This window comes from Sphingopyxis sp. YR583, from assembly GCF_900108295.1.
Lineage (GTDB): Bacteria > Pseudomonadota > Alphaproteobacteria > Sphingomonadales > Sphingomonadaceae > Sphingopyxis.
Genome location: NZ_FNWK01000004.1, coordinates 67,013 through 87,865, shown reverse-complemented (window position 1 = coordinate 87,865; position 20,853 = coordinate 67,013). Strand labels below are relative to the sequence as shown.

The window sequence follows — 20,853 nt, the reverse complement described above, 5'->3', positions numbered from 1 at the left end:
GATTTTCGGGGGACGTTCAATCATGGGCAGGATCGGCAAGGACGAACGCCCGACCATGGAAATGGTCGCGACGCTTGCCGGCGTCTCGAAAATCACCGTGTCGCGCGCGCTGCGCGGCAGCGACCTTGTCCGCCCCGAAGTGCGCGAACGCATCGCCAAGGTGGCGAACGAGGTCGGTTACCGCATGAATGTCGCCGCGCGCAGCCTGCGGACGCGCGAAACGCGGACGATCGCGGTGGTGATCGACCATATCGACCCCGGCCGCCAGTCGCATACCGACCCGCTGATCCTCTCGATCATCGGCGGGCTGCTCGAAACGCTGACCCCGGCGGGCTATTCGACCTTGCTGACCACCAACGAGCATTTCCTGTCATCGAGCGCGGTCGGCGCCGATGGTGCCGTGATGCTGGGACAGGGCGAAGGCGCACACCGCGTTACGCAGGTGTCGGCAATGAACCTGCCGATCGTCGTCTGGGGCGAACCCGTTCCCGGGGTCAGCGCGAAAGTCGTCGGCAGCGACAATCGCATGGGCGGCAAACTCGCTGCCGAGCATCTGGTCGGCCGGGGCGCGACCCGCCTTCTGTTCCTCGGCGACATACAGCATCCCGAAATTGCCGCGCGGCTCGAAGGGTTTCGCGAAGCGCTCGCGTCGAGCGAGGCGCGGCTGGTCGGCGCGCTGCCCTGCCCCTTCACCGCCGAGGGTGGCGCCGCGGCGGTGCGCGACGCGCTCGACGCAGGAACGGCATTCGACGCGCTCTTTGCCGCGAGCGACTTCATCGCCGCCGGCGCCTGCGACGCCTTGTCCGCGCGCGGGCTCTCGGTTCCCGGCGACGTCGCGATCGTCGGCTTCGACGACGCACCGATCGCAAGCGTCCATCGTCCGTCGATCAGCTCGATCCGTCAGGACGGCGCCGAGGCGGGCCACGCGCTCGCCCATGCGCTCATCGCCTTGATCGAGGGCAACGCGTCCGCCACGGCGCAGGCATTGCCCGTCGAGTTGATTGCACGCGAGACCAGCCGCTAGCCCAGCCGTTTGCGGAAGAAATCGGCGATGATCGCATAGGTTTCGACCGATTCGGGCAGGTCGACATCCATATGATGCGCGTGCCAGAGGCCATCGAACAGAACGAAATCGGCATCGACGCCCGCAGCAAGCAAACGGCGATGCATGACCGACACCGCGCTGGCGGCGAAGTCACGCGTCGCCGAGATCAGCAAGCTCGGCGGGAAGCGTGCGAGCAGCTCGGGATGCCCGGCGGATAGCACGAGCGGATCGGACAGGTCGGCACCCGCAAAATAGGGAAGCTCCTCGATCTTCGGCACCGCGCCCGTTTCGGCCCGGGGATCGAACAGCGACTGCGCAAGCGCCGCATCGCCCGCGAACGGGAGGGGCGCTCCATGAAATATCCCGATCGCACCGGGCCCCGGCACGTCGTCATGGAGAAGGCGTGCAACCACCTGCGTTGTCAGCACCGCCCCCGCGGAGCAGCCATATATGCCGATACTCGCCGGATCGACGGTATCGGTGAGGGCGCGATAGACCGCAACGACATCGTCGACCGCGGCGGGATAGGCATGTTCGGGCGCAAGCCGGTAATCGATCGCCAGCACGCGCATTCCGGCGGTCGCCGCGATCGGTACCGCTTCGAGCATGGCACCCGGCCCCTCGCCCCACAAGAAGGCGCCGCCGTGCAGGCAGAGCAGCACCGGCGCATCGGCAGCGCCGCCCGACGGAACGACGTCATATACCGTGACCCCGGCGATCTCACGCGTCACAACATCGACGGCATATCGGGCCAGCGCCTTGTCGAGCAGCCGCTGATTATAGTCACGAAAGAAGGGGCGTGCTGCGGCCAGGTCGGACGGCGTTGCCGACTCCTTAAGAAAAGCGCGGAACCGCAGCTTTGCCTCGTCGCTGACCCACGGCCCGAATTGCCCGGCGTCGCTCATCCCATCCCTCTCTGTTATCGATATCAGGTCTGAATATGATCCATTGATAGACTTTCCCATTCCGTTTGCAACTTCTATTGACATCGATACCATTTTCGAGCATCCGCATCATCGACCGGACGAATCCGGCTATCCTTTGGGAGGGAAGTGATGATTTCGATGCGTTCCGCCTTTCTGCTTGCCCTTGCGAGCAGCGCGAGCCTGCTGCCCGCCGCCGCCTTTGCGCAGACCGAAACGCCGCCCGCCGACCAAGCCGTCGCCAGCGACGACAGCGGTCTCGGCGACATCATCGTCACCGCCCGCCGCCGCGAAGAGAATCTGCAAAGCGTCCCGATCGCGGTGACCGCCTTCACCGAAGAGACGATTGCGCAAAAAGGCATCACCGACCGCACCTCGCTCGCCGACAATACGCCGTCGCTGTTCACGATCAACGGCGGCTATCCCCGCGAGTTCGCCTTTTTCGCACTGCGCGGTCAGGGCCCCGCCTTTGGCTCGACCCCGGGCGTCCTCAACTATTTCGCCGAAGTTCCCAACAGCGTGAACATCGACGGCCGCGTCGGCACCTATTTCGACCTCGCCAACGTTCAGGTCTTGGCCGGGCCGCAGGGCACCCTGTTCGGCAAGAACGCCACCGGCGGCAACATATTGTTCGAGCCGGTCAAGCCCAAGGACGAATTCGAAGGCCATGCCCGCGTCCAGTTCGGCAACTATAACGACCGCCGGATCGAAGGCGCGCTCAACACCCCGATCGTTCCCGGCCGGGTGCTGCTGCGCATCGCCGGCGAAGTGGGCCGGCGCGACGGCTATACCAAGGATGTCGGCCCTAACTTCGCGGGCAAGGATTATGACAATCTTTCCTACGAAAGCTTCCGTTTCGGCCTGACGCTTCGGCCGACCGACAACATCGAACTTTATACGATGCTGCGCTATTATCATTCGGACAATAATGGCGGCGGCACCGTCATCGACGCGTTCAATCCGGCGGCCGGCGCCGACCTCGGCCCGCCGTTCGGCTTCATCCCCGTCCTCGCCTTCCATCCGGGCGCCGCGACCATCGTCGCCGAACAGCAGGCGCGGGGCCCGCGCCGCGTGTCCTATGATCTCGACCAGTTTTCGGAGGTCGAATATTGGCAGGTGATCAATCAGGCATCGGTGCAGATCACCGACAATATCAAGCTGCGTAACATCATCAGCTATTCGCAGTTCCGCAATCGTTACGGCTACGACTATGATGCCACGCCCTTTCCGCTGGCGGGCCAGTCCTCGCGCAATATCAACACGCTGGCACCGGACGTCCTGACCGAAGAACTGCAGCTTCAGGGCACGTTGCTGGACGATGCGATCGATTTCGCGGTCGGCGGCTATCTCGATCGCGCGACCACGAAGAATCCGTCGGGTATCGAGGAATATACCTTCTTCCCGATTGGCACGCTGATCCCGCCGATTTTCGGCTATTTCGACAACCGCAACCATAGCGAGGCCGTCTTCGGGCAGGCGACGGTCGATCTCGGCAAGCTGTCGGGCGCGCTGACCGGGCTCAGCGTCACCGGCGGCCTGCGCTACACCTGGGAGCATAGCTTCTCCTCGCAGACGATCGGCGGACCGCCCGCGATCACGGGATCGGTCGACAGCAAATATCCGAGCTACACCGCGACGCTCGACTATGACGTGACGCCCGGGGTGCATGTCTATGTTACCGCACGCGACGCCTATAAATCGGGAGGCGCCAATGGGCCCGTGCCCGACGGTTCGGCGTTCCGCACCTTCCCGCCCGAGCGCCTGTCCGACATCGAGGTTGGGCTGAAATCGCAATTCTCTGTCGGCAATGTCGACGTTCGCGCCAATGTCGCCGCCTATCGCGGCATTTACGACGACATCCAGCGCACCACCGTGGAGGCAGTGCAGACGCCGAGCGGCCCTGTGCTGCTCAACGTCACGCGCAGCGCCGCGAAGGGCAAGATCGAAGGCGTCGAGTTGAACCTCGCGGTCATGCCCGCGCGGGGACTGACCCTGAACGGCAGCTATTCCTATATCGACGCGCGCTACACCGACGTTGCCGACCCCAGCGCCGGCGCGATCCTGAACGGCGCGCCCTTTCCTTATACGCCCAAGCATAAATTCTCGGTCGGCGCGTCTTACGAGACATCGCTGGGAAGTGCGGGCGACCTGGCGATGTCGGTCAACTATGCGCGGCAGAGCAAGGTCTCGACCGCGCAGACCAATGCCTCCTTCTATAACTTCCTGCCCGCATACGGCCTGCTCAACGCCACCATCGGGCTGAAGGACATCGGCGGCCGTCCGGTCGACGTGACGTTGTTTGCGAACAATATCACCAACGAGGCGAAGCCGGTCGGCGTGCTCGATCAATATGCCGGCAGTTCGGGCACCGTCGGCCTGACCTATACCGAGCCGCGGATGTACGGCGTGCGGATCGGCTACCGGTTCGGGAACTGATCGATGGCTGCCGCGTCGCCGCCGCAACCACCCTTTGCCATGACCGTCAGCGCCGAGGCGCGGGCGGTCATGGACCCGATGCTGAAGGGCGGCTCGGCCCCCGAGGTCACCGCGACGCTGCTCCGCAACCCGATCACCCGGGCGGCGGTCCGCGCCGCCGCGGCCAATCACCTGAAACCGTTGAACAAGGGCCGCGCGAAACGCTTCGGGGTCGATGTCACCAAGGACAAAATTGCCGGGATACCGGTCAAGCATGTGCGGCGGCAGGATAGCGATCCCGCCGACCCGCGCCTGCTCATCAACTTCCACGGCGGCGGCTTTATCGTGGACGCCGGCTCGCTGACCGAAACGATTCCGATCGCCGGGCTGACCGGCATCCCGGTCGTCACCGTGATGTACCGGATGGCACCCGAGCATGTCTTTCCTGCGGCGGTCGACGATGCGCTTGCGGTCTACATCGACGCGCTCGCGCATCGGGCGCCCGGCTCTATAGGTATCTATGGCAGCTCGGCGGGTGCGATCCTGACAGTGCAATTGCTGGCGCGGATCAAGGCCGAAGGGCTGCCGATGCCCGCCGCGGCCGGCGTCTTCTCCGGCGCCTGCGACCTCTCGCTGATCGGCGATTGCGAGGCCTATCTGCCTTCCATCATGGGCTCGCGCACGGCGGCCGAAACGCTCGCCGAATATCGGGGGGCTTGTGATCCCGGCGATCCGCTCTTCTCCCCTGCCCGTGGTGACCTGTCGGGCTTTCCGCCCATGATGCTGATGACCAGCACGCGCGACCAGTTGCTCAGCCATACGGTGCTCGCCGATCTCGCGCTGCGCCGCGCCGGAGTTGACGTCGACCTGCGCGTATATGAAGGCATGGCGCACGCATTCTGGGCGTGGATCGAATGCCCGGAAACCGACGTGGCACTCGCCGCGCAAGCCGATTTCTTCAGCCGCCATCTCGCAAGCTGATGGGCGTCGAACCCAGCCCTGCCGACCTCTATGGCCCATTGCTCGCAAAGGTTCAGGAGCGCGCGATCCTGGCCGATGGCAAGACCTTCGTCGATGCGCTGCCCCGGCGCCCGGTCGACGAGATCATGCGCGATTTCGCCAAGCTTCCGGCGGGCGATGAGGCCCTGCGGTCGTTTATCGCCGCGAATTTCGACCTGCCCGCAGCGGCGATGGAGGCGCGCCCTGCCGTGCTCCCGCTCCGCGACCATATCCGCGCGCTCTGGAAAGATCTCGCCCGCGCGCCCGAACAGGCATCGAGTGGATCGGCGCTTCCCGTCCAGCATCGGCATGTCGTCCCCGGTGGCCGCTTTCGCGAGATATATTATTGGGACAGTTTCTTCACCATGCTCGGCCTCGTCCGCGACGGTGAATTCGAACTCGCCAACGGCATCGTCGATACGCTGACCGACCTGATCGACACGCACGGTCACATCCCCAACGGATCGCGCACCTATTATCTCGGCCGTTCGCAGCCGCCATTATTTCACATGATGGTCGAACTGCTCGGCGACGACCGCCCTGCAGTCGCGGCGCGCCGACTGTCGGCAATGAAACGCGAACATGGCTGGTGGATGGAGGGCTCCGAAAGCGTTGCCCCGGGCAGTCAGGGCGCACGCGTCGCCCGGCTTGCCGGCGGCCAGCTTCTCAACCGCTATTGGGATCCACGCGACACGCCGCGCGACGAAAGCTGGCGCGAGGATGTCGCGACCGCTTCCGAAAGCGGGCGTGCGGCCGGCGACGTCTACCGAGACCTTCGCGCCGGTGCCGAAAGCGGCTGGGATTTTTCATCGCGCTGGCTCGATGGCAAAGCGCTCTCGTCGATCCGCACCACGATGATCGCGCCGATCGATCTCAACGCATTCCTGTTCGGTCTGGAAACGGCCATCGCCGCGAGCGACGACGCCGAAGCCGCTCGATACGCACGTCTTGCCTCCGATCGGCGCGAGGCGATAAACTGCCTCTGGAACGCGGCGGGCGGCTATTTTTCCGATTACGACATCGAAAACGGGGTGCTTCGGAGTCCGCTGACGGCTGCATCTTTGGCACCGCTGCTGGTCGGGGCCGCGACGCAGGCGCAAGCCGACGCGACGGCAAAGGCGGTCGAGGACGACCTTCTGGCTTCGGGCGGGCTCAACACGACGCTGGCGCGGTCCGGTCAGCAATGGGACCGGCCGAACGGCTGGGCGCCCTTGCAATGGATCGCGGTCGCGGGCCTCAGAAACTATGGCCACGACGCGTTGGCGCGCGACATCGCCGAGCGCTGGGTTCACACGGTTGGCGAGACCTTTGCCCGCACCGGCCTGCTGTTCGAGAAATATGACGTCGAGACGCCCGGGGCCGGCGGCGGCGGCGAATATGATACGCAGACCGGGTTCGGCTGGACAAATGGTGTGACTGCCGATTTTATCGATCGGTACGACCTGATGCCACCGACGGCGTAAACAGGCGCCGCGAAAGGAGAGACGATGCTACCCGGTTTGATGCAGGATGCCCCCCTGCAGATCAGTGCAATCCTGACCCACGCCGCCCGCGCGCACGGGGCGCGCGAGATCGTCTCGAAACTCGCAGGTGAGCCGACGTGGCGGTACGACTGGGCGGGCTGCGAGATCCGATCGCGGCGCGCGGCGCAGATGCTCGGCACGCTGGGGATCGAAAGCGGCGACCGCGTGTCCTCGCTCGCGTGGAACACCCACCGACATCTCGAACTTTTTTACGCGGTCCCCGGCATCGGCGCCGTGCTCCACACCGCGAATCCCCGGCTCAGCGACGATCAGATCGCTTTCACGATCAACCATGCGGGCAGCCGCATCCTTTTCTTCGACGCGAACCTCGCCGAGCTGGTCGAACGGCTGAAGCCATTACTTCCTGCCATCGAACATTTTGTGCTGCTCGCCGCGCCCTATGAGGAACTCGTCGCCGCCGAGGACGGCAATTTCGACTGGCCGCGCTTCGACGAGAATGCCGCCGCTTTCCTCTGTTATACCTCGGGTACGACCGGCGATCCCAAGGGCGTACTCTACAGCCACCGCTCGATCGTACTCCATGGAATGGCGGCGGGGCTCAGCAGCGCGTTCGGGTTCAGCGCCTTCGACACGATCATGCCCTGTTCCTCGATGTATCATGCGACGGCGTGGGGCCTGCCGTTCACCGCCGCGATCAATGGCTGCAAGCTCGTCCTCCCTTGCGACAAGATGGACGGCGCAAGCCTCGCTGAACTGATCCTGGGCGAAGGCGTGACCTTCTCGGGCGGCGTGCCGACGATCTGGACGATGTATCTCGCCCATCTCGAGACCAGCGGCAAAGGCGTCGGCCACCTCAAGCGCCTCGTCATCGGTGGCTCGGCGGTTCCGCGCGCGATGGCCGAGACCTTCCGCGAGCGTTATGGCGTCACCGTGCTCCAGATATGGGGCATGACCGAAACAAATCCGCTGGGTGTCATCGCGACCCCGACCCCGTTGCTGATGGCAGAGGGCGAGGATTTCGCGAACGAGACGATCCTGACGCGGCAGGGCCGGATGCAGTTCGGGATCGAGCTACGAATCATCGACGACGAAGGCGCACCGCTGGCGTGGGACGGCGAACAGGCGGGCAAGTTGCAGGTGCGCGGGCCGTGGGTGGTCGACCGCTATTACCCCGACCTGCCCGCCGCCGCCGGCGATGGCTGGTTCGACACCGGCGATATCGGAACGATCGACCGCTTTGGCTTCCTGCGCCTCACCGATCGCGCCAAGGATGTCATCAAATCGGGCGGCGAGTGGATCAGTTCGATCGACCTTGAAAATGCGGCGGTCGGCTGTCCCGGCGTTCGCATCGCCGCAGTGATCGGCGTCCAACACCCGAAATGGGAAGAGCGCCCGCTGCTGGTCATCGAAACGCACGAGGGCGAGACGGTCGCGGCGGACGCCATCCGCACGCATCTCGAAACACGCGTCGTGCGCTGGTGGATGCCCGACGACATCCTGTTCGACACCGTTCCGCTGACCGCGACAGGCAAGATCGACAAGAAGGCGCTGCGCGACCGATATCGCGATCATCTCGCGAACGGTTGAGTGTCCTTATTTCTTTGCGGTCTTGCTTAGCTTATCCTTGAAGAAGCGCGCGATCAGTTCGTTCGCCTGATCGCTTTCGGGAATATCCATATAGGCCCAGAAAGCGTGCGGCAGGCCGTCGAACACCACGAGCCGCGCATCGACGCCCTGTTCGGTCAGCGCACGCGCGAAGATCGACGTAGGACTCAGCAGGAAATCCCGCGTGCTGGTGACGAGCAATGTCGGCGGAAAGCGCGAAACATCGCCATGGATGGGCGACAGGATCGGATCGGTCAGCGGGGTCTTGCCCGCATAGGTCGCGATCCAGTCGAAACCCGGGCCCGGCATCCATGCTTCTGAATCGCCCTTCACGCTCGCGTCGGCATTGCCCGAGAAATAGCCGAGCGCGCCGGGCATCGGCTTGCCCATGCTCGTCAGCTTCGCAACGAGCTGTCCCGACAGGCCCGCGCCCGCCGACGTCCCGAACACGCCGATCCGGCTCGCCTCGCGATCCTTTTCCAGCGCCTGATAGACTGCCAGCGCATCGTCGAGCGCGGCAGGATATGGATGCTCGGGGGTGAGCCGATAGAGCACCGCCACGACGGGCAGCCCGCTCCGCGCCGCGACGGGGATGGTTTCGGTCAGCGACCCCGAATCGACCGCGAAGCCACCGCCGTGAAGGTTGAGCAGCACCGGCCCATCGCCGAGGCCGGTCACGCCCTTGGGGTAGACGATGCGCACCGGAACGCCGGCGATCGTCGAATTCTCGATGCGCACCGCATGACGCTTTTCTAGCTGCGCGCCGAGTGTCGCCTGCATCATGTCCGCGAATTTGCGGATTTCCTCGACGGGCGGCAGCGGGTCGGGCATTTTTTGCGCCGCCATCGCCGCCACGGCAGTGCGCCCTTCGGGGCTCACCGTTTCGGGAAGCGGCCAGTCCTGCATATTCTGCACCTTCGATGCCTCCTGCGCGAGTGTCGGGGTCGCCGCCGCGAGCAGCGCAGCGAAAATAAGCATTGTCTGGCGGATCATCCTTCGGCTCCCGAGGTGGACAGCATGTCCGTTGAATCATGTTTCCCGAAACCGGCCCCGCGCGGCCATGCGCAAAGCGCGCCGAGCAGCGCGAGCACCGACATCGCGAGATAGGCGACGGCCAGACCATAGGACCACAAAAGCCCCGACCCCGCCGTTGCGACGGCCAGCACCAGTCCCAGCAGCACCGCGTTCATCCCCTGCGCGGTCGCGCTGAGATGCGTCGGCACGCGCTGCGCGATCACGAGCATGATGCCAAGGATCGTACCGGTCGCGGTGATCCCGTTGAGCAGCTGGCCGAAAACGAGCAGCGGAAGCCCGGGGCTGGCCGCCATGATCGCCCAGCGCAGCGCCCCCGCGATCGCGCCCGCGACGATCAACAGGCGCGGATCGCGATTGCCGAGCAGCTTCGCACCGAACCAGAAAGCGCCGATCTCCGCCGCGACCGCCAGTGCCTGCAACAGGCCGATCGTCGTCGTCGAAATCCCTTGCGACTCCCACTGGATCGCCCCGAAGCTGGTCAGCACGCCGTGGCTTCCCATGATCAGTGAGGCCGCGACCATCGCGAGGATCAGGCCGCGGTCGCCGATCAGGTCGCGCCACCGTCCGCCAGCTGCATCGTCGACGGCAGAAAGCTTGCGATCCGTGGGCAACAGGAACGCGACCATCGCCGGTGCGATCAGCAGTACCGCGATCATCAGCGGCAACATCTTGATCCCGGCGATCCCGATCGCCCATCCCGCTGCGGCGTTCGACGCGACGACCGCGATCGATCCCCAGACGCGCAATCGCCCGAAATCGAGCGACCGGCTGCGCACCGCCATCACCGCATAGGCATCGGTCAGCACCGGGATCTGATCCCAGACGATCGAGAAGAGGATGACGATTACGATCCGCCCGGCATGGTCGGGCTCGCCGAGCAGCAACAACACGATCGCCGCCGACGCCAGCGAGGTGTAGGCGATGGCATTGCGCACCCAGCCGCGCCGGCCGACAAAGGCCGAAAAGGGCGCGACGGTCAACAAGCGCAGGACCAGCGGGATCGCCAGCAATATGCCGATTTCCTCGGGCGACGCCCCCGTCGCCTTCAGCCAAAGCGGCAGAAAAGCGAAAAAGCCATAGTGGATATAGAGGGCCAGATAGAGGCCCGAAACGCCGAGTCCCAGCCTGCCGGAATCGCCTTCATGCCGGCCGGAGCCGCCGACTTTGGCCGCCAGATCGCCATGTCTTGCATCCATATACCTCTCCCGTGGAGGCAACGCATAGTCGCTATTGTTATCGATGTCATTCGAATTTCGAATTCGCCAGCCCGATTATATCGGGACATGAAATTCGAGCTGGCTGATACTATGCTACGGTAAAGGGCTCAGCCCTCGACGCCCGTCTGCGCCAATCGGCTCTGGCGCTGCCCATAGACCGCATAGAGGCCGAGGCCGATCAGGTTCCAGATCAGGCACCACAAGAGGGTTTCGACCGGCAGGCTCAGGAACAGGTAAAGGCAACCGCCGACCGTCCCGAGCCCGACGAACCAGGCCGCGCGAACGCGAAATGGCCGGGGCATATCGGGCGCGCGGCGGCGAAGGACGAGCAGGCAGATCCCGACCGCCATGAAGGCGATCAGCGTGCCGGCATTGGCGAGCGCGGCGACCTTGCCGATCGGCAGCAGGCCGGCGAGGACCGCAACGATCAGCGCGGTCAACAAAGTGATCCGCGTCGGCGTACCGCGCCTCGAAATATGCGCGAGGCGGTGCGGGAGGAAGCCGTCGCGCGCCATCGCGAGGAAAATGCGGCTTTGCCCATAGAGGAAAGCAAGCAATACGGTCGGAAGCGCGACCACGGCGGTCGTCGCCACGATCTGGGCTATACCCCCCTGCCCGATCGAGCGCAGGATGAGCGCGAGTGGTTCGGGACTGTCGGCGAACGTCTTGAAGGGGGTGGCGCCAACCGCCGTAGCGGCGACGAGCATATAGATGAGCGTGCAAACGGCCATCGACCCGATGATGGCAATCGGCAGATCGCGCGCCGGGCGCTTGGTTTCTTCCGCCGCGGTCGAAATCGCATCGAAACCGTAAAAGGCGAAGAAGATGATCGCCGCGGCTGCCATGACGCCGCGTTGCACCCCGTCGCCGTCGATATGCGCGACATAGCCATAGGGCATGAATGGATCGAGGTTCGCCGCGTCGAAATGGGGCAGCGTGTAGCCGACGAAGAGCAGCAAGGTGACGATCTTCACGACGACGAGGATCGAGTTGATGCGCGCGCTTTCGCGCGTCCCCAGCAGCAACAGGCCCGCGACGACCGCGATGATCGCCACCGCGGGAAGGTTGATCAGCCCGCCAAGTTCGGGCCCTTTGGTCAAAGCCTCTGGAAACCCGATTCCCATCAACAGCGGTGAGGCATAGCCCGACCAGCCCACCGCGACCGTCGAAACGACCAGCGAATATTCGAGGATCAGGCTCCAGCCGACGACCCATGCGAAAACCTCGCCAAGGCCTGCGTAGGAATAACTATAGGCGCTGCCCGCCGCGGGCATCATTGCCGACAGTTCGGCATAGGCAAGCGCCGCGCACGCGCACACCGCACCGGCGATGGCAAAGGAGATGAGCACGGCGGGCCCCGCCCGGTCGACGCCGACGCCGATCAGCGTGAGGATGCCGGTGCCGATGATCGCACCGACGCCCATCGCCATCAGTTGCGGCCACGACAGGCTCGGCGGAAGCGCGTCGGCGCTGCGTTCGCCGGACGGCAACAGGGGTTTGCGGCGGGTCCAGTTACTCACGATTTGTCTCCCAAATATCCGGCCCGATGGTTCGGGTCCGCCGCTCACCCCGGTGCGTCAATCGATGCCTGAGTTCAGGGCTTTTCGTTGGGGAACAGCAGCAGCCAGTCGGCTTCGGCCTGGATGCGTGCGAAGAAGCTCCAGCTATCGACCGCGATCGAGCGCTTGAGCCAGGGTTTCGCCTTCTCGGGTTCGCCGCTCAGGATATAATAGTTGGCAAGGCTGTAGGCGGTCGACGCCGCGACCCCGTCGGCGGTCGCGAAGGCACGACCACCATCCTTGTCGCTGAAAAAGCTGTCGGCGGCGCGGTTGCCCTTGAACAGCTGGATGCCGTCGAAATAGGTGTCCGATCCGCCCTTCGGATGCACTTCGAACAGGCTCAGGTCATAGCTGTCGAGCAGCTTCTGCGCTTCGCGGAGATTCCCGGCGCGCGCGAGCGACAGATATTCCCAATAGGTGTTGGCCGTGCGCGCTTCGATATCGTGCGTGAAGGCCGCCGATTCCGCCGATTTGGCGAACCATTTCGCGGCATTTTCGAAATCATGCTTGCCGAAATAGGCCTGCCCGAGATGGTAATAGAGATAATATTGCACGACATCAGGGTCACCGGGGAAATAGTCGGGGCCCGGCTTTTCGCGCTCGAGCGGCTGGTTCTCGTAAAGCTTCGCCGCTTTCAGCCCCAGCTCGACCGACTTGTCGAATTCGCGCAGCGAGAAAGCGCGATGCGCGCGGTGGCGGAGCAGCTTGCCCGAATTGGGGAAGCGCTTCAGCGCCTGATCGTAAACCGCCGCCGATTCCTTGGTATAGCCCTGATAGAAGAGGATGCGGCCGTACCAGGTCGCGCTGTCGACGGTCATATTCGCCTCATACGCCGTCTTGGCGTCGCGCGCGGCGCGCTCCAGCGTCTCGACCGACGCAATGTTCGCATTGCGCGCGGGCGCAGTGACCATCCGTTCACCGAGCAGCGACATGCCCTGAAAGCTGCCTTCCTGCGCGGCGGCCGATACCGGCGCCGCAATCAGCAACAAGCCGGCCGATACCAGCAATTTCAAATGCCTGCGGTTCATCATTAATCCTCTCCGAAACAAATCCGTGTCTTCAGTCGATGTCGAGATCGAACTTCACGCCCTGCGCAAGCGGGAGCGATGTCGAGTAGTTCACCGTCGCGGTAACGCGGCGCATATAATTCTTCCAGCTGTCGGACCCCGACACGCGGCCGCCGCCCGTCACCTTCTCGCCGCCGAACGCGCCGCCGATTTCGGCGCCGCTCGTCCCGATGTTGACGTTGACGATGCCGCAGTCGCTCCCCTGCGCCGACTGGAATGTCTCGGCCTCGCGCACGTCGCTGGTGAAGACGCAGGACGAGAGGCCCTGCGGCACGCCATTTTGCAGCGCGATCGCCTCGGCAAAATCCTTATATGACAGGACGTACAGGATCGGCGCGAAGGTTTCTTCGCGGACGATTTCGCTCTGCGCCGGCATCTCGACGATGGCGGGACGGACATAATAAGCGTCGGGCGATCCCGCGACGTCGATCCGGTCGCCGCCATGGACCGTACCGCCCTGGCTGCGCGCCTGTTCGAGCGCGCGTTGCATCGCGTCGAACGCCACCTTGTCGATCAGCGGCCCGACGTGCGTCGCATCGTCGAGCGGGCTGCCGATATTGAGGCTGCCGACCGCCGCGATCAGGCGCTTCACGAAATCGGCGCGAATATCCTCATGGACGATCAGGCGGCGCAGCGTTGTACAGCGCTGGCCGCAGGTGCCGGTCGCAGCGAAAATCGTCCCGCGCAGCGCAAGCCCGATATCGGCGCTCGGCGCGATAATCGCGGCATTGTTGCCGCCGAGTTCGAGCACCGAACGCCCGAAGCGGCGCTGCACGCGCACGCCGACATCCTGCCCCATGCGGACGCTGCCCGTCGCGCTGACCATCGAAACCCCCGGATGATCGGCGATGATGCCGCCGCATTCGGCGTCGCCGATCGCGATCTGGACCAGATGATCGGGCGCAAATTCATATTCGGCCGCGGCCTTCTGGAGCAGCTTTGCGAACGCGAGCGCGGTCAGCGGCGTCTTTTCCGACGGCTTCCAGATCGCGCTGTTACCGCAAACGAGCGCGACGGTCGTACCCCAAGCCCACACGGCGGCGGGGAAATTGAATGCCGAGATCAGCCCGAGGGGGCCAAGCGGATGCCAATATTCGGTAAGCCGGTGCTCGGCGCGCTCCGACGCGATGGTCAGCCCGAACAACTGGCGCGACAGGCCGACGGCATATTCGCAAATATCGATCACTTCCTGCACTTCGCCGCGCGCTTCGGTCAGGATCTTGCCATTCTCGATCGTGAGCAGGCGCGACAAAGCTTCCTTATGGTCGCGCACGAGTTGGCCGTAGCGCCGGACGAGTTCGCCGCGATGCGGCGCAGGCACCCGTTTCCATGCCAGGAAGGCGGCCCCGGCATTCGCGACCATCGCATCCATGTCGGCGGCGCGGTGCATCTTCAGCGTCGCGAGCGCCGAACCGTCGATCGGCGAGAAGACCGGAAGGTCCGATCCGAGGTCGCCCGAAAGCGACAGGCCGAGTTCGCCGAACAGGTCGGCAATCTCGTCGGCAAAGGCGCCGGAAACCGTCGAAGAGGAGAGAGATTTATCGATAGCGTTCATTATGATGTCCGTTGAAAGCGTTGAAATAACAGGAAAGTCGGGATCAGGGCGCGCTTGGCTGGTCGTGAACGATGATCCGACCGTCCTTGATGACGGTGGGAACATGTTCGAGCAGCGTGATGTCGCGATAAGGATCGCCGGCGACGGCGATCATGTCGGCATATTTGCCGACCTCGATCGTTCCGAGATTATCCGACTGACCGAGCAGCGCGGCGGCATCGACCGTTGCCGATCGCAGCGCCGCCGCCGGCGTCATCGGCCCTTGCTCGACCATCAGGCGGAACTGGCGCGCATTCTGCCCGTGCGGCGACACGCCCGCATCGGTGCCGAACGCGACATTGAGCTTATATTGGACCGCGAGGCGGATGTTGCGCCCCGCGACGCGGCGCGCTTCGGCCATCTTGGCCTGCACCGCCGGACTGGCATCGGCGTCCTTGCGCCCGTCGAGCAGACCAAGCGTCGGCACGAGCCAGGTGCCTCGTTTGGCCATCAGCCTGGCGGTATCCTCGTCGAGATAAGTGCCATGCTCGATCGAATCGACCCCCGCGCGCACCGACGCGGCGACACCGCCCTCGCCATGCGCGTGCGCCGCAACCTTGAGACCCAGGCCGTGCGCGGTGGTGACGATCGAGGTCAGTTCCTCGTCGCTCAGATGTTGGCCGAGCCCGCGCGCCTGCTGCGACATGATGCCGCCGGTCGAGGTGATCTTGATCAGGTCGGCGCCATATTTGGCGGCTTCGCGAACGCGCAGCGCGCATTCGACGGCACCGGTACACGCGCCGGTAAAATCATAAGGATAAAGCGCCTCGGTCGCCTTGCGATTCAGCCCCGACATGTCGCCATGTCCGCCGACGATCGACAAGGACGTGCCCGACAGGAAGATGCGCGGCCCGATCACGACACCCTCGTTCACTGCATCGCGCAGCGCGTGGATCGAATAGCCGTCGGATCCGACGTCGCGAACCGTCGTGAACCCTGCCTCCAACGTCTTTTTCGCATTGGAAAAAGCGAAGAGCGCGACATCCTCGGCCGTGTCGATCGCACCCGACCATAGTTTCGTTTCGGGCGAGAAGCTGAAATGGACGTGCGTGTCGATCAGGCCAGGCAGCAACGTCCGGCCCTTGAGGTCGATAAGCTTGGCGCCGGGGCGCTCGACATAACCCGACTCGATTTCGGCAATACGCCCGCCGCGCACCACAATCGTGCTCGGCCCACGCTGGATTTCGCCCGGGATCGCGACAATCGCGCCGGCATGGATCACCAAATCCTCTTCGGCGCCCCCACCGACCGGGGCGGCAAGCGCCATACCCGAAAGCGACCCGCCGATCAGCAGCGCCGACAATCTCATCATGCTGCTCAAGCGAAATCCTCCCTCCGGCCCCTGCCGCGAAGCCGCCCCTGCAGCGCTCTTCAATTGCATAGGAACAAATTGCTAGTTGAGCAATAAATTTTATGATAGGAAAAATTTAGAATTTATGACACAGGATGGAAATCAATGAATTTCCGGTGGGGAAACGGGTCCAAAAGGAGGGAATAATGTCAAAGTTCGTGTCACGCCTGCTGCTGTCGTCCGCGCTCGCATTTGCGATCACGCCGATGGCGCATGCTCAGTCGGCGCCGCCTGAAGAGGATGGCGCAGAAACCGGCGGTAGCGGTAGCGACATCGTCGTCATCGGTACGCGCCGCAAGGATCGCTCGATCACCGATAGCTCGGTTGCCATCGACGTCATCGCGCCCGAACAGATCGCCACGACCGGCTATTCGGACGTCAACGATGCGCTGCGCACGCTGGTGCCCGCGTTCAACGCACAGCGCCTGCAGGGCAATGACGGTTCGTCGTTCGTGCGCCCCGTCACGCTGCGCGGTTCACCGGCCGACCATGTCCTGCTGCTGATGAACGGCAAGCGCCGCCACCGCGCCTCGATCGTCCAGATCGGCACCGGCCACGCCTCGACCTCGGGTTCGCAGGGACAGGATTTCAACGTCATTCCGCCGATTGCGCTGTCGAGCGTCGAAGTGCTGCGCGACGGCGCGTCGGCCCAATATGGCTCGGACGCGATCGCCGGCGTGATCAACATGGAACTGAAGAAGGCCCAGAGCGGCGGCTCGATCACGGCGCAGGTCGGCGAATATTATCAGAGCGGCGGCCGCACCTATGACATCCAGGGCCACCTGGCGGTTCCGGTCGGCGACAATGCCTATTTCAACATTGCGGCCCAATATACCGATCAGGCCAAAGCCTATGCGAAGAAGGCGACCCATGCGGGCGCCGAGGCACTGAAGGCGCTGAGCGTCCCGGGCGTGCCCGAACATCCGGAAGGCAATCTCGATCCGCGTTACATGGCGTTCAAATCGGTGTGGAACGCCGGCATCGAACTCAGCGACGAACTCGAACTCTACAGCTTCGGCAACTATATGACGGGCAAGAGCTCGGTCACCTTCGGCTTGCGCCAGCCCTTCGCGGCGGGCGGCCTGAACGGGCACGGCACCTATGCCAATTCGGCGTTCGACCTGTCGCCTGCGCATCCCGAGCAGTTCAACCTCGCGCTGATCTATCCGGGCGGCTTCACGCCCGAGTTCCGCGGCCATCTCGAAGATTTCAGCGCCCTCGTCGGCCTGCGCGATCAGGAAGGTCCGCTGACGTGGGATCTGTCGGCACGCTATGGCACCAACACGGTCGACTATTCGATCACCGGCACGATCAACGCGTCGATGGGCGTCAAGTCGCCGACCGCGTTCAAGCCCGGCTCGCTCACCCAACGCGAAATCCAGTTCGATGCGGAAGTTTCCTATGAACTGAGCAAGGATATCCTTGTCTTTGCCGGTGCCAGCCACCGCAAGGAAACCTATGTCATCGGCGAAGGCGACGTCGCGAGCTACACGACGGGTCCGCTGCAGGACCTGCCCGCCGGATCGAACGGCTTCCAGGGCTTCTCGCCCGAATTCGCCGGCAGCTTCGATTCGAACAGCTATGCGGTGTTCGGCGAAGTCGATGCCGACATCACGCCGTGGTGGAACCTGTCGGCGGCCGCCCGCTATGAAGACTATGACCAGTTCGGCGACAATTTCAGCTACAAGGCGTCTACGCGCTTCGAGCTGAGCGATGCCTTTGCACTGCGCGGTTCGGTCAGCACGGGCTTCCGGGCTCCGGCCGCCGGACAGGTTTTCGGTACCAGCCTGACCTCGCAGCTCGACGGCGTCGGCGGCTTCATCCTCGACGCCGTGCTCGTTCCGGGATCGCCCGCTGCGCAGGTCTTCGGATCGAAGGCGCTGACCCCCGAAACCTCGTTCAACATGTCGGCGGGTGTTGTCTTCACCGGTCTCGACGGCTTCCTGACCACGCTCGATTTCTACCAGATCGACGTCGACGACCGTCTGCTCCTGACCCCGTCGCGGAACACGACCGCTGCCGAGCGCGCCGCGCTCGCCGCGATCAACTTCCCGAACGGCGCCGACATCGAACAGGTGCGTTACTTCCAGAACGAGATGGATACGCGCGTTCGCGGCTTCGACCTTGTGAGCACCTATCGCCACAGCTGGTCGGACAATGCCTCGACCGATTTCAGCCTCGCGGTGAACTATAACGAACAGCATCTGCGCGGTGCGCCGCCTCCGGGCTTCAGCCCGGCGATCGTCACCGAGTTCGAACGCGGTACCCCGCGCTGGCGCGGCAATTTCTCGGCCACGACCAAGGTCGGCGATGTCGGCTTCATGGCGCGTGCGATCCACTATGGCGCCTGGCGCCGGCTCGATGGCGCGACGTTCCTGCCGCGCAAGGCCGTGACGCTGTTCGATGCCGAAGTGACTTACTCGGGGATTCAGGATGTCGAATTGAGCGTCGGTGCACGCAATATCTTCAACATCTTTCCCCCGGGTCGCGGCCCTGCCCGCGCCCGCGCCGGCCTGATCTATGACAACCACAGCGTATTCGGGGTCGCCGGCGGCTTCTATTATTTGAATGCGAGGTATAAATTCTGATCTCGTCTAATCGAGATCGGCCTCTGTTTCCGGTGGGCAAATACGGAATTGGCATAGCGGATATGCCAATTCCGTAGCCTATCGGAAATTTGTGCCTTATAGGTGGCGGCGGCTGATTGGCCGGACCTCTTCCCCCAGCCGTCCCCCATTGGCCAACGCCGTTCGATCTCGAGCAAGTGAAGGATTGGAGTTTTATGCCGCCCAGAAATGGAGACGAGCCGGAAGTATTGGGTGCCGTTCGCACCGCGAAGCGGCCTCGATCCGAAGGCTTTCATCTGGGTGAGCGGCTCCGCCAGTTACGCAAGGAGCGCGGCATGACGCTGGAAGATGCGGGCCGCCTGACCGCACTTGCCGCCTCGACCTTATCAAAGATCGAGAACGACCAGATGTCGCCGACATTCGACGTCGTGCAGAAACTGGCGACGGGCTTCGGCATCGACATTACCGAACTTTTCGCGAGCAATATGGGTCAGGATGCCGCGGGCAGGCGCAGCGTCACCATGGACGGCGCAGGCCGCCTGATGGAAACCGAAGTCTATCGCCACCGGCTGATCGCCGCCGAGCTCAAGAACAAGAAAATCCTGCCATTCGTCACGACGATCAAGGCGCGCAGCCTCGAGGATTTCAAGCGCTGGTCGCAGCATAGCGGCGAAGAATTCCTCTATGTGCTCGAAGGCGAGATCTGCTTCCAGACCGAGCATTACGAACCCGCGATCCTCGGCGTCGGCGACAGCATCTATATCAACAGCAGCATGCAGCACGCCGCCTATTCGACAAGCGAGGAGGATGCCGTCGTCCTCTGGGTCAACACCGGCTAGCCAATTCTCCGCCCAATCATCGGGCTTGCAATAATTTTCCGATACGCTAATTTCTTTCCAATAGAGAATTGGAGAGGGCGAAGCTATGGACAGACGGAATTTTATCCTGTCGGGGGCGGCCTTGTCGGCCACGATGGCACTGGCACCTGCGGCGGCGGCGCTGGCGAAGACGCGCCCCCTCACCTTCGACGCGATGGGAGAGGTGCGGTTCGAGTATGACGCCGCGCTGATCGGCCAGATGCGCGCGAGCGGGCTCGACGCAATCACCATCACGCTCTGCGATCCCAAAGTCTATGAGGGGCAGGCCTATGAAGAGGCCATTCAGGCCGTCCTCGACCATGACGCGCATATCGCCAAGCACCCGGAACTGTTCCTGAAGGCGACGAGCACCAGCGACATCGACGTCGCGCGCAAGAACGGCCAGCTCGCGCTGTTCTACCTGTTCCAGAACAGCACCCAGTTCGGGCGTGACCTCGACAATGTCGACCTGTTCCGCAAGCTCGGGGTCACATCGGCGCAGATCACCTATAACGACCAGAATTGGGCGGGCGCGGGGTGCAAGGAACTCGGCGCAAACGGCCTCACCCATTTCGGCCGCGACCTCGTCGGCCGGATGAACGAGCGGCGCATGCTGATCGACCTGTCGCATTCGAACATGCAGACGATGGCCGATACGATCAATGCGTCGAAAGTACCGGTGATCGTCTCGCACACCGCGTGCATGGCGGTGCACAGCAATGTCCGCAACACCACCGATGCCAATTTGCGCCTGCTCGCAGACAAGGGCGGCGTCGCGGGCATCTGCCAGATGCGGCCTTTCCTGACGACCAAGCGCGACGACGCGCTGCCCGAATATTTCCGCCACATCGACCATGCCGTCAAAGTGATGGGCGCCGACCATGTCGCGATCGGCAGCGACCGCGATCACCGCGTCGTCGAGATGACCGACGCCTATATCGCCGAATTGAAGGCCGAAGAGGGTGCCAATTTCCACGAACCCGACTGGCCGCTGTTCATCAACGAACTCAACGGCCCGCGCCGCATGGAAGTGGTATGGGATGGCGTGCGCAAGCTCGGCTACCCCTCAGCCACGGTCGAAAAGATCATGGGGACCAATGTCCGTCGCATCTATCAGGAGGTGATCGGATGAGCC

At 63.8% G+C, this 20,853-nt stretch carries 15 protein-coding genes; 8 read left to right on the top strand and 7 right to left on the bottom strand.

Annotated elements, in window-relative coordinates:
* Positions 1-22 precede the first annotated feature (22 nt).
* The gene (locus tag BLW56_RS17735) at positions 23-1,024 is read left to right on the top strand and encodes a LacI family DNA-binding transcriptional regulator (protein ID WP_093512243.1); all 1,002 of its coding nucleotides are present in this window, start codon (positions 23-25) and stop codon (positions 1,022-1,024) included.
* Here BLW56_RS17735 and BLW56_RS17730 read toward each other — a convergent pair.
* Positions 1,021-1,950: an alpha/beta hydrolase gene (locus BLW56_RS17730; protein ID WP_177176014.1), complete on the bottom strand. Its 930-nt coding sequence runs from the start codon at positions 1,948-1,950 to the stop codon at positions 1,021-1,023. The genes BLW56_RS17735 and BLW56_RS17730 overlap by 4 nt on opposite strands.
* A gap of 150 nt (positions 1,951-2,100) precedes the next feature.
* On the opposite strand from BLW56_RS17730, the gene BLW56_RS17725 reads away from it, so the two are divergent.
* Genes BLW56_RS17725 through BLW56_RS17710 form a run of 4 tightly spaced genes read left to right on the top strand, consistent with a single transcriptional unit; the run spans position 2,101 to position 8,453 of the window.
* Entirely contained in the window at positions 2,101-4,404 is a 2,304-nt protein-coding gene (locus tag BLW56_RS17725; protein WP_093512240.1) for a TonB-dependent receptor, read from the top strand.
* Positions 4,405-4,407: 3 nt separating this feature from the next.
* Positions 4,408-5,364: an alpha/beta hydrolase gene (locus BLW56_RS17720; RefSeq protein WP_093512239.1), complete on the top strand. Its 957-nt coding sequence runs from the start codon at positions 4,408-4,410 to the stop codon at positions 5,362-5,364.
* On the top strand, positions 5,364-6,845 hold the full coding sequence (treF, locus tag BLW56_RS17715; RefSeq protein WP_093512237.1) for an alpha,alpha-trehalase TreF: 1,482 nt from the start codon (positions 5,364-5,366) through the stop codon (positions 6,843-6,845). Before BLW56_RS17720 ends, treF begins: the two co-directional genes overlap by 1 nt.
* A gap of 24 nt (positions 6,846-6,869) precedes the next feature.
* On the top strand, positions 6,870-8,453 hold the full coding sequence (locus tag BLW56_RS17710) for a long-chain fatty acid--CoA ligase (RefSeq protein WP_218140553.1): 1,584 nt from the start codon (positions 6,870-6,872) through the stop codon (positions 8,451-8,453).
* Positions 8,454-8,459: 6 nt separating this feature from the next.
* Here the strand turns inward: BLW56_RS17710 and BLW56_RS17705 are convergent, their stop codons facing one another.
* The 6 genes from BLW56_RS17705 to BLW56_RS17680 all read right to left on the bottom strand — a co-directional run bounded on the left by BLW56_RS17705 (position 8,460) and on the right by BLW56_RS17680 (position 16,255).
* Positions 8,460-9,464, bottom strand: coding sequence for an alpha/beta hydrolase (locus tag BLW56_RS17705; RefSeq protein WP_093512234.1), 1,005 nt, complete (start codon positions 9,462-9,464; stop codon positions 8,460-8,462).
* Positions 9,461-10,702: an MFS transporter gene (locus tag BLW56_RS17700; RefSeq protein WP_093512232.1), complete on the bottom strand. Its 1,242-nt coding sequence runs from the start codon at positions 10,700-10,702 to the stop codon at positions 9,461-9,463. The genes BLW56_RS17705 and BLW56_RS17700 overlap by 4 nt, the downstream gene beginning before the upstream one ends.
* A gap of 128 nt (positions 10,703-10,830) precedes the next feature.
* Positions 10,831-12,243 carry an amino acid permease gene (locus BLW56_RS17695; protein WP_093512230.1) on the bottom strand — a complete coding sequence of 471 codons (1,413 nt, stop codon included), beginning with the start codon at positions 12,241-12,243 and terminating at the stop codon, positions 10,831-10,833.
* A gap of 74 nt (positions 12,244-12,317) precedes the next feature.
* A complete protein-coding gene (locus tag BLW56_RS17690; RefSeq protein ID WP_177176013.1) occupies positions 12,318-13,310 on the bottom strand; it encodes a hypothetical protein in 993 nt (330 codons plus the stop codon).
* 31 nt (positions 13,311-13,341) lie between these two features.
* Positions 13,342-14,904 carry an L-piperidine-6-carboxylate dehydrogenase gene (locus BLW56_RS17685; protein WP_093512227.1) on the bottom strand — a complete coding sequence of 521 codons (1,563 nt, stop codon included), beginning with the start codon at positions 14,902-14,904 and terminating at the stop codon, positions 13,342-13,344.
* 43 nt (positions 14,905-14,947) lie between these two features.
* Positions 14,948-16,255 carry a metal-dependent hydrolase family protein gene (locus BLW56_RS17680; RefSeq protein ID WP_256203686.1) on the bottom strand — a complete coding sequence of 436 codons (1,308 nt, stop codon included), beginning with the start codon at positions 16,253-16,255 and terminating at the stop codon, positions 14,948-14,950.
* Positions 16,256-16,440: 185 nt separating this feature from the next.
* On the opposite strand from BLW56_RS17680, the gene BLW56_RS17675 reads away from it, so the two are divergent.
* The 3 genes from BLW56_RS17675 (at position 16,441) to BLW56_RS17665 (ending at position 20,850) form a co-directional block, all read left to right on the top strand.
* Positions 16,441-18,882 (top strand): TonB-dependent receptor plug domain-containing protein, encoded by a 2,442-nt coding sequence (locus BLW56_RS17675; RefSeq protein WP_177176011.1) that lies wholly within the window; start codon positions 16,441-16,443, stop codon positions 18,880-18,882.
* Positions 18,883-19,076: 194 nt separating this feature from the next.
* Entirely contained in the window at positions 19,077-19,700 is a 624-nt protein-coding gene (locus BLW56_RS17670) for a helix-turn-helix domain-containing protein (protein WP_093512222.1), read from the top strand.
* A gap of 85 nt (positions 19,701-19,785) precedes the next feature.
* A complete protein-coding gene (locus BLW56_RS17665; protein WP_093512220.1) occupies positions 19,786-20,850 on the top strand; it encodes a dipeptidase in 1,065 nt (354 codons plus the stop codon).
* Positions 20,851-20,853 lie beyond the last annotated feature (3 nt).

Coding starts and splice junctions, on each gene's coding strand:
- BLW56_RS17735 (WP_093512243.1), top strand. CDS start 23: ATGGGCAGGATCGGCAAGGACGAACGCCCGACCATGGAAATGGTCGCG.
- BLW56_RS17730 (WP_177176014.1), bottom strand. CDS start 1,950: ATGAGCGACGCCGGGCAATTCGGGCCGTGGGTCAGCGACGAGGCAAAG.
- BLW56_RS17725 (WP_093512240.1), top strand. CDS start 2,101: ATGATTTCGATGCGTTCCGCCTTTCTGCTTGCCCTTGCGAGCAGCGCG.
- BLW56_RS17720 (WP_093512239.1), top strand. CDS start 4,408: ATGGCTGCCGCGTCGCCGCCGCAACCACCCTTTGCCATGACCGTCAGC.
- treF (WP_093512237.1), top strand. CDS start 5,364: ATGGGCGTCGAACCCAGCCCTGCCGACCTCTATGGCCCATTGCTCGCA.
- BLW56_RS17710 (WP_218140553.1), top strand. CDS start 6,870: ATGCTACCCGGTTTGATGCAGGATGCCCCCCTGCAGATCAGTGCAATC.
- BLW56_RS17705 (WP_093512234.1), bottom strand. CDS start 9,464: ATGATCCGCCAGACAATGCTTATTTTCGCTGCGCTGCTCGCGGCGGCG.
- BLW56_RS17700 (WP_093512232.1), bottom strand. CDS start 10,702: ATGGATGCAAGACATGGCGATCTGGCGGCCAAAGTCGGCGGCTCCGGC.
- BLW56_RS17690 (WP_177176013.1), bottom strand. CDS start 13,310: ATGAACCGCAGGCATTTGAAATTGCTGGTATCGGCCGGCTTGTTGCTG.
- BLW56_RS17685 (WP_093512227.1), bottom strand. CDS start 14,904: ATGAACGCTATCGATAAATCTCTCTCCTCTTCGACGGTTTCCGGCGCC.
- BLW56_RS17680 (WP_256203686.1), bottom strand. CDS start 16,255: ATGATGAGATTGTCGGCGCTGCTGATCGGCGGGTCGCTTTCGGGTATG.
- BLW56_RS17675 (WP_177176011.1), top strand. CDS start 16,441: ATGTCAAAGTTCGTGTCACGCCTGCTGCTGTCGTCCGCGCTCGCATTT.
- BLW56_RS17670 (WP_093512222.1), top strand. CDS start 19,077: ATGCCGCCCAGAAATGGAGACGAGCCGGAAGTATTGGGTGCCGTTCGC.
- BLW56_RS17665 (WP_093512220.1), top strand. CDS start 19,786: ATGGACAGACGGAATTTTATCCTGTCGGGGGCGGCCTTGTCGGCCACG.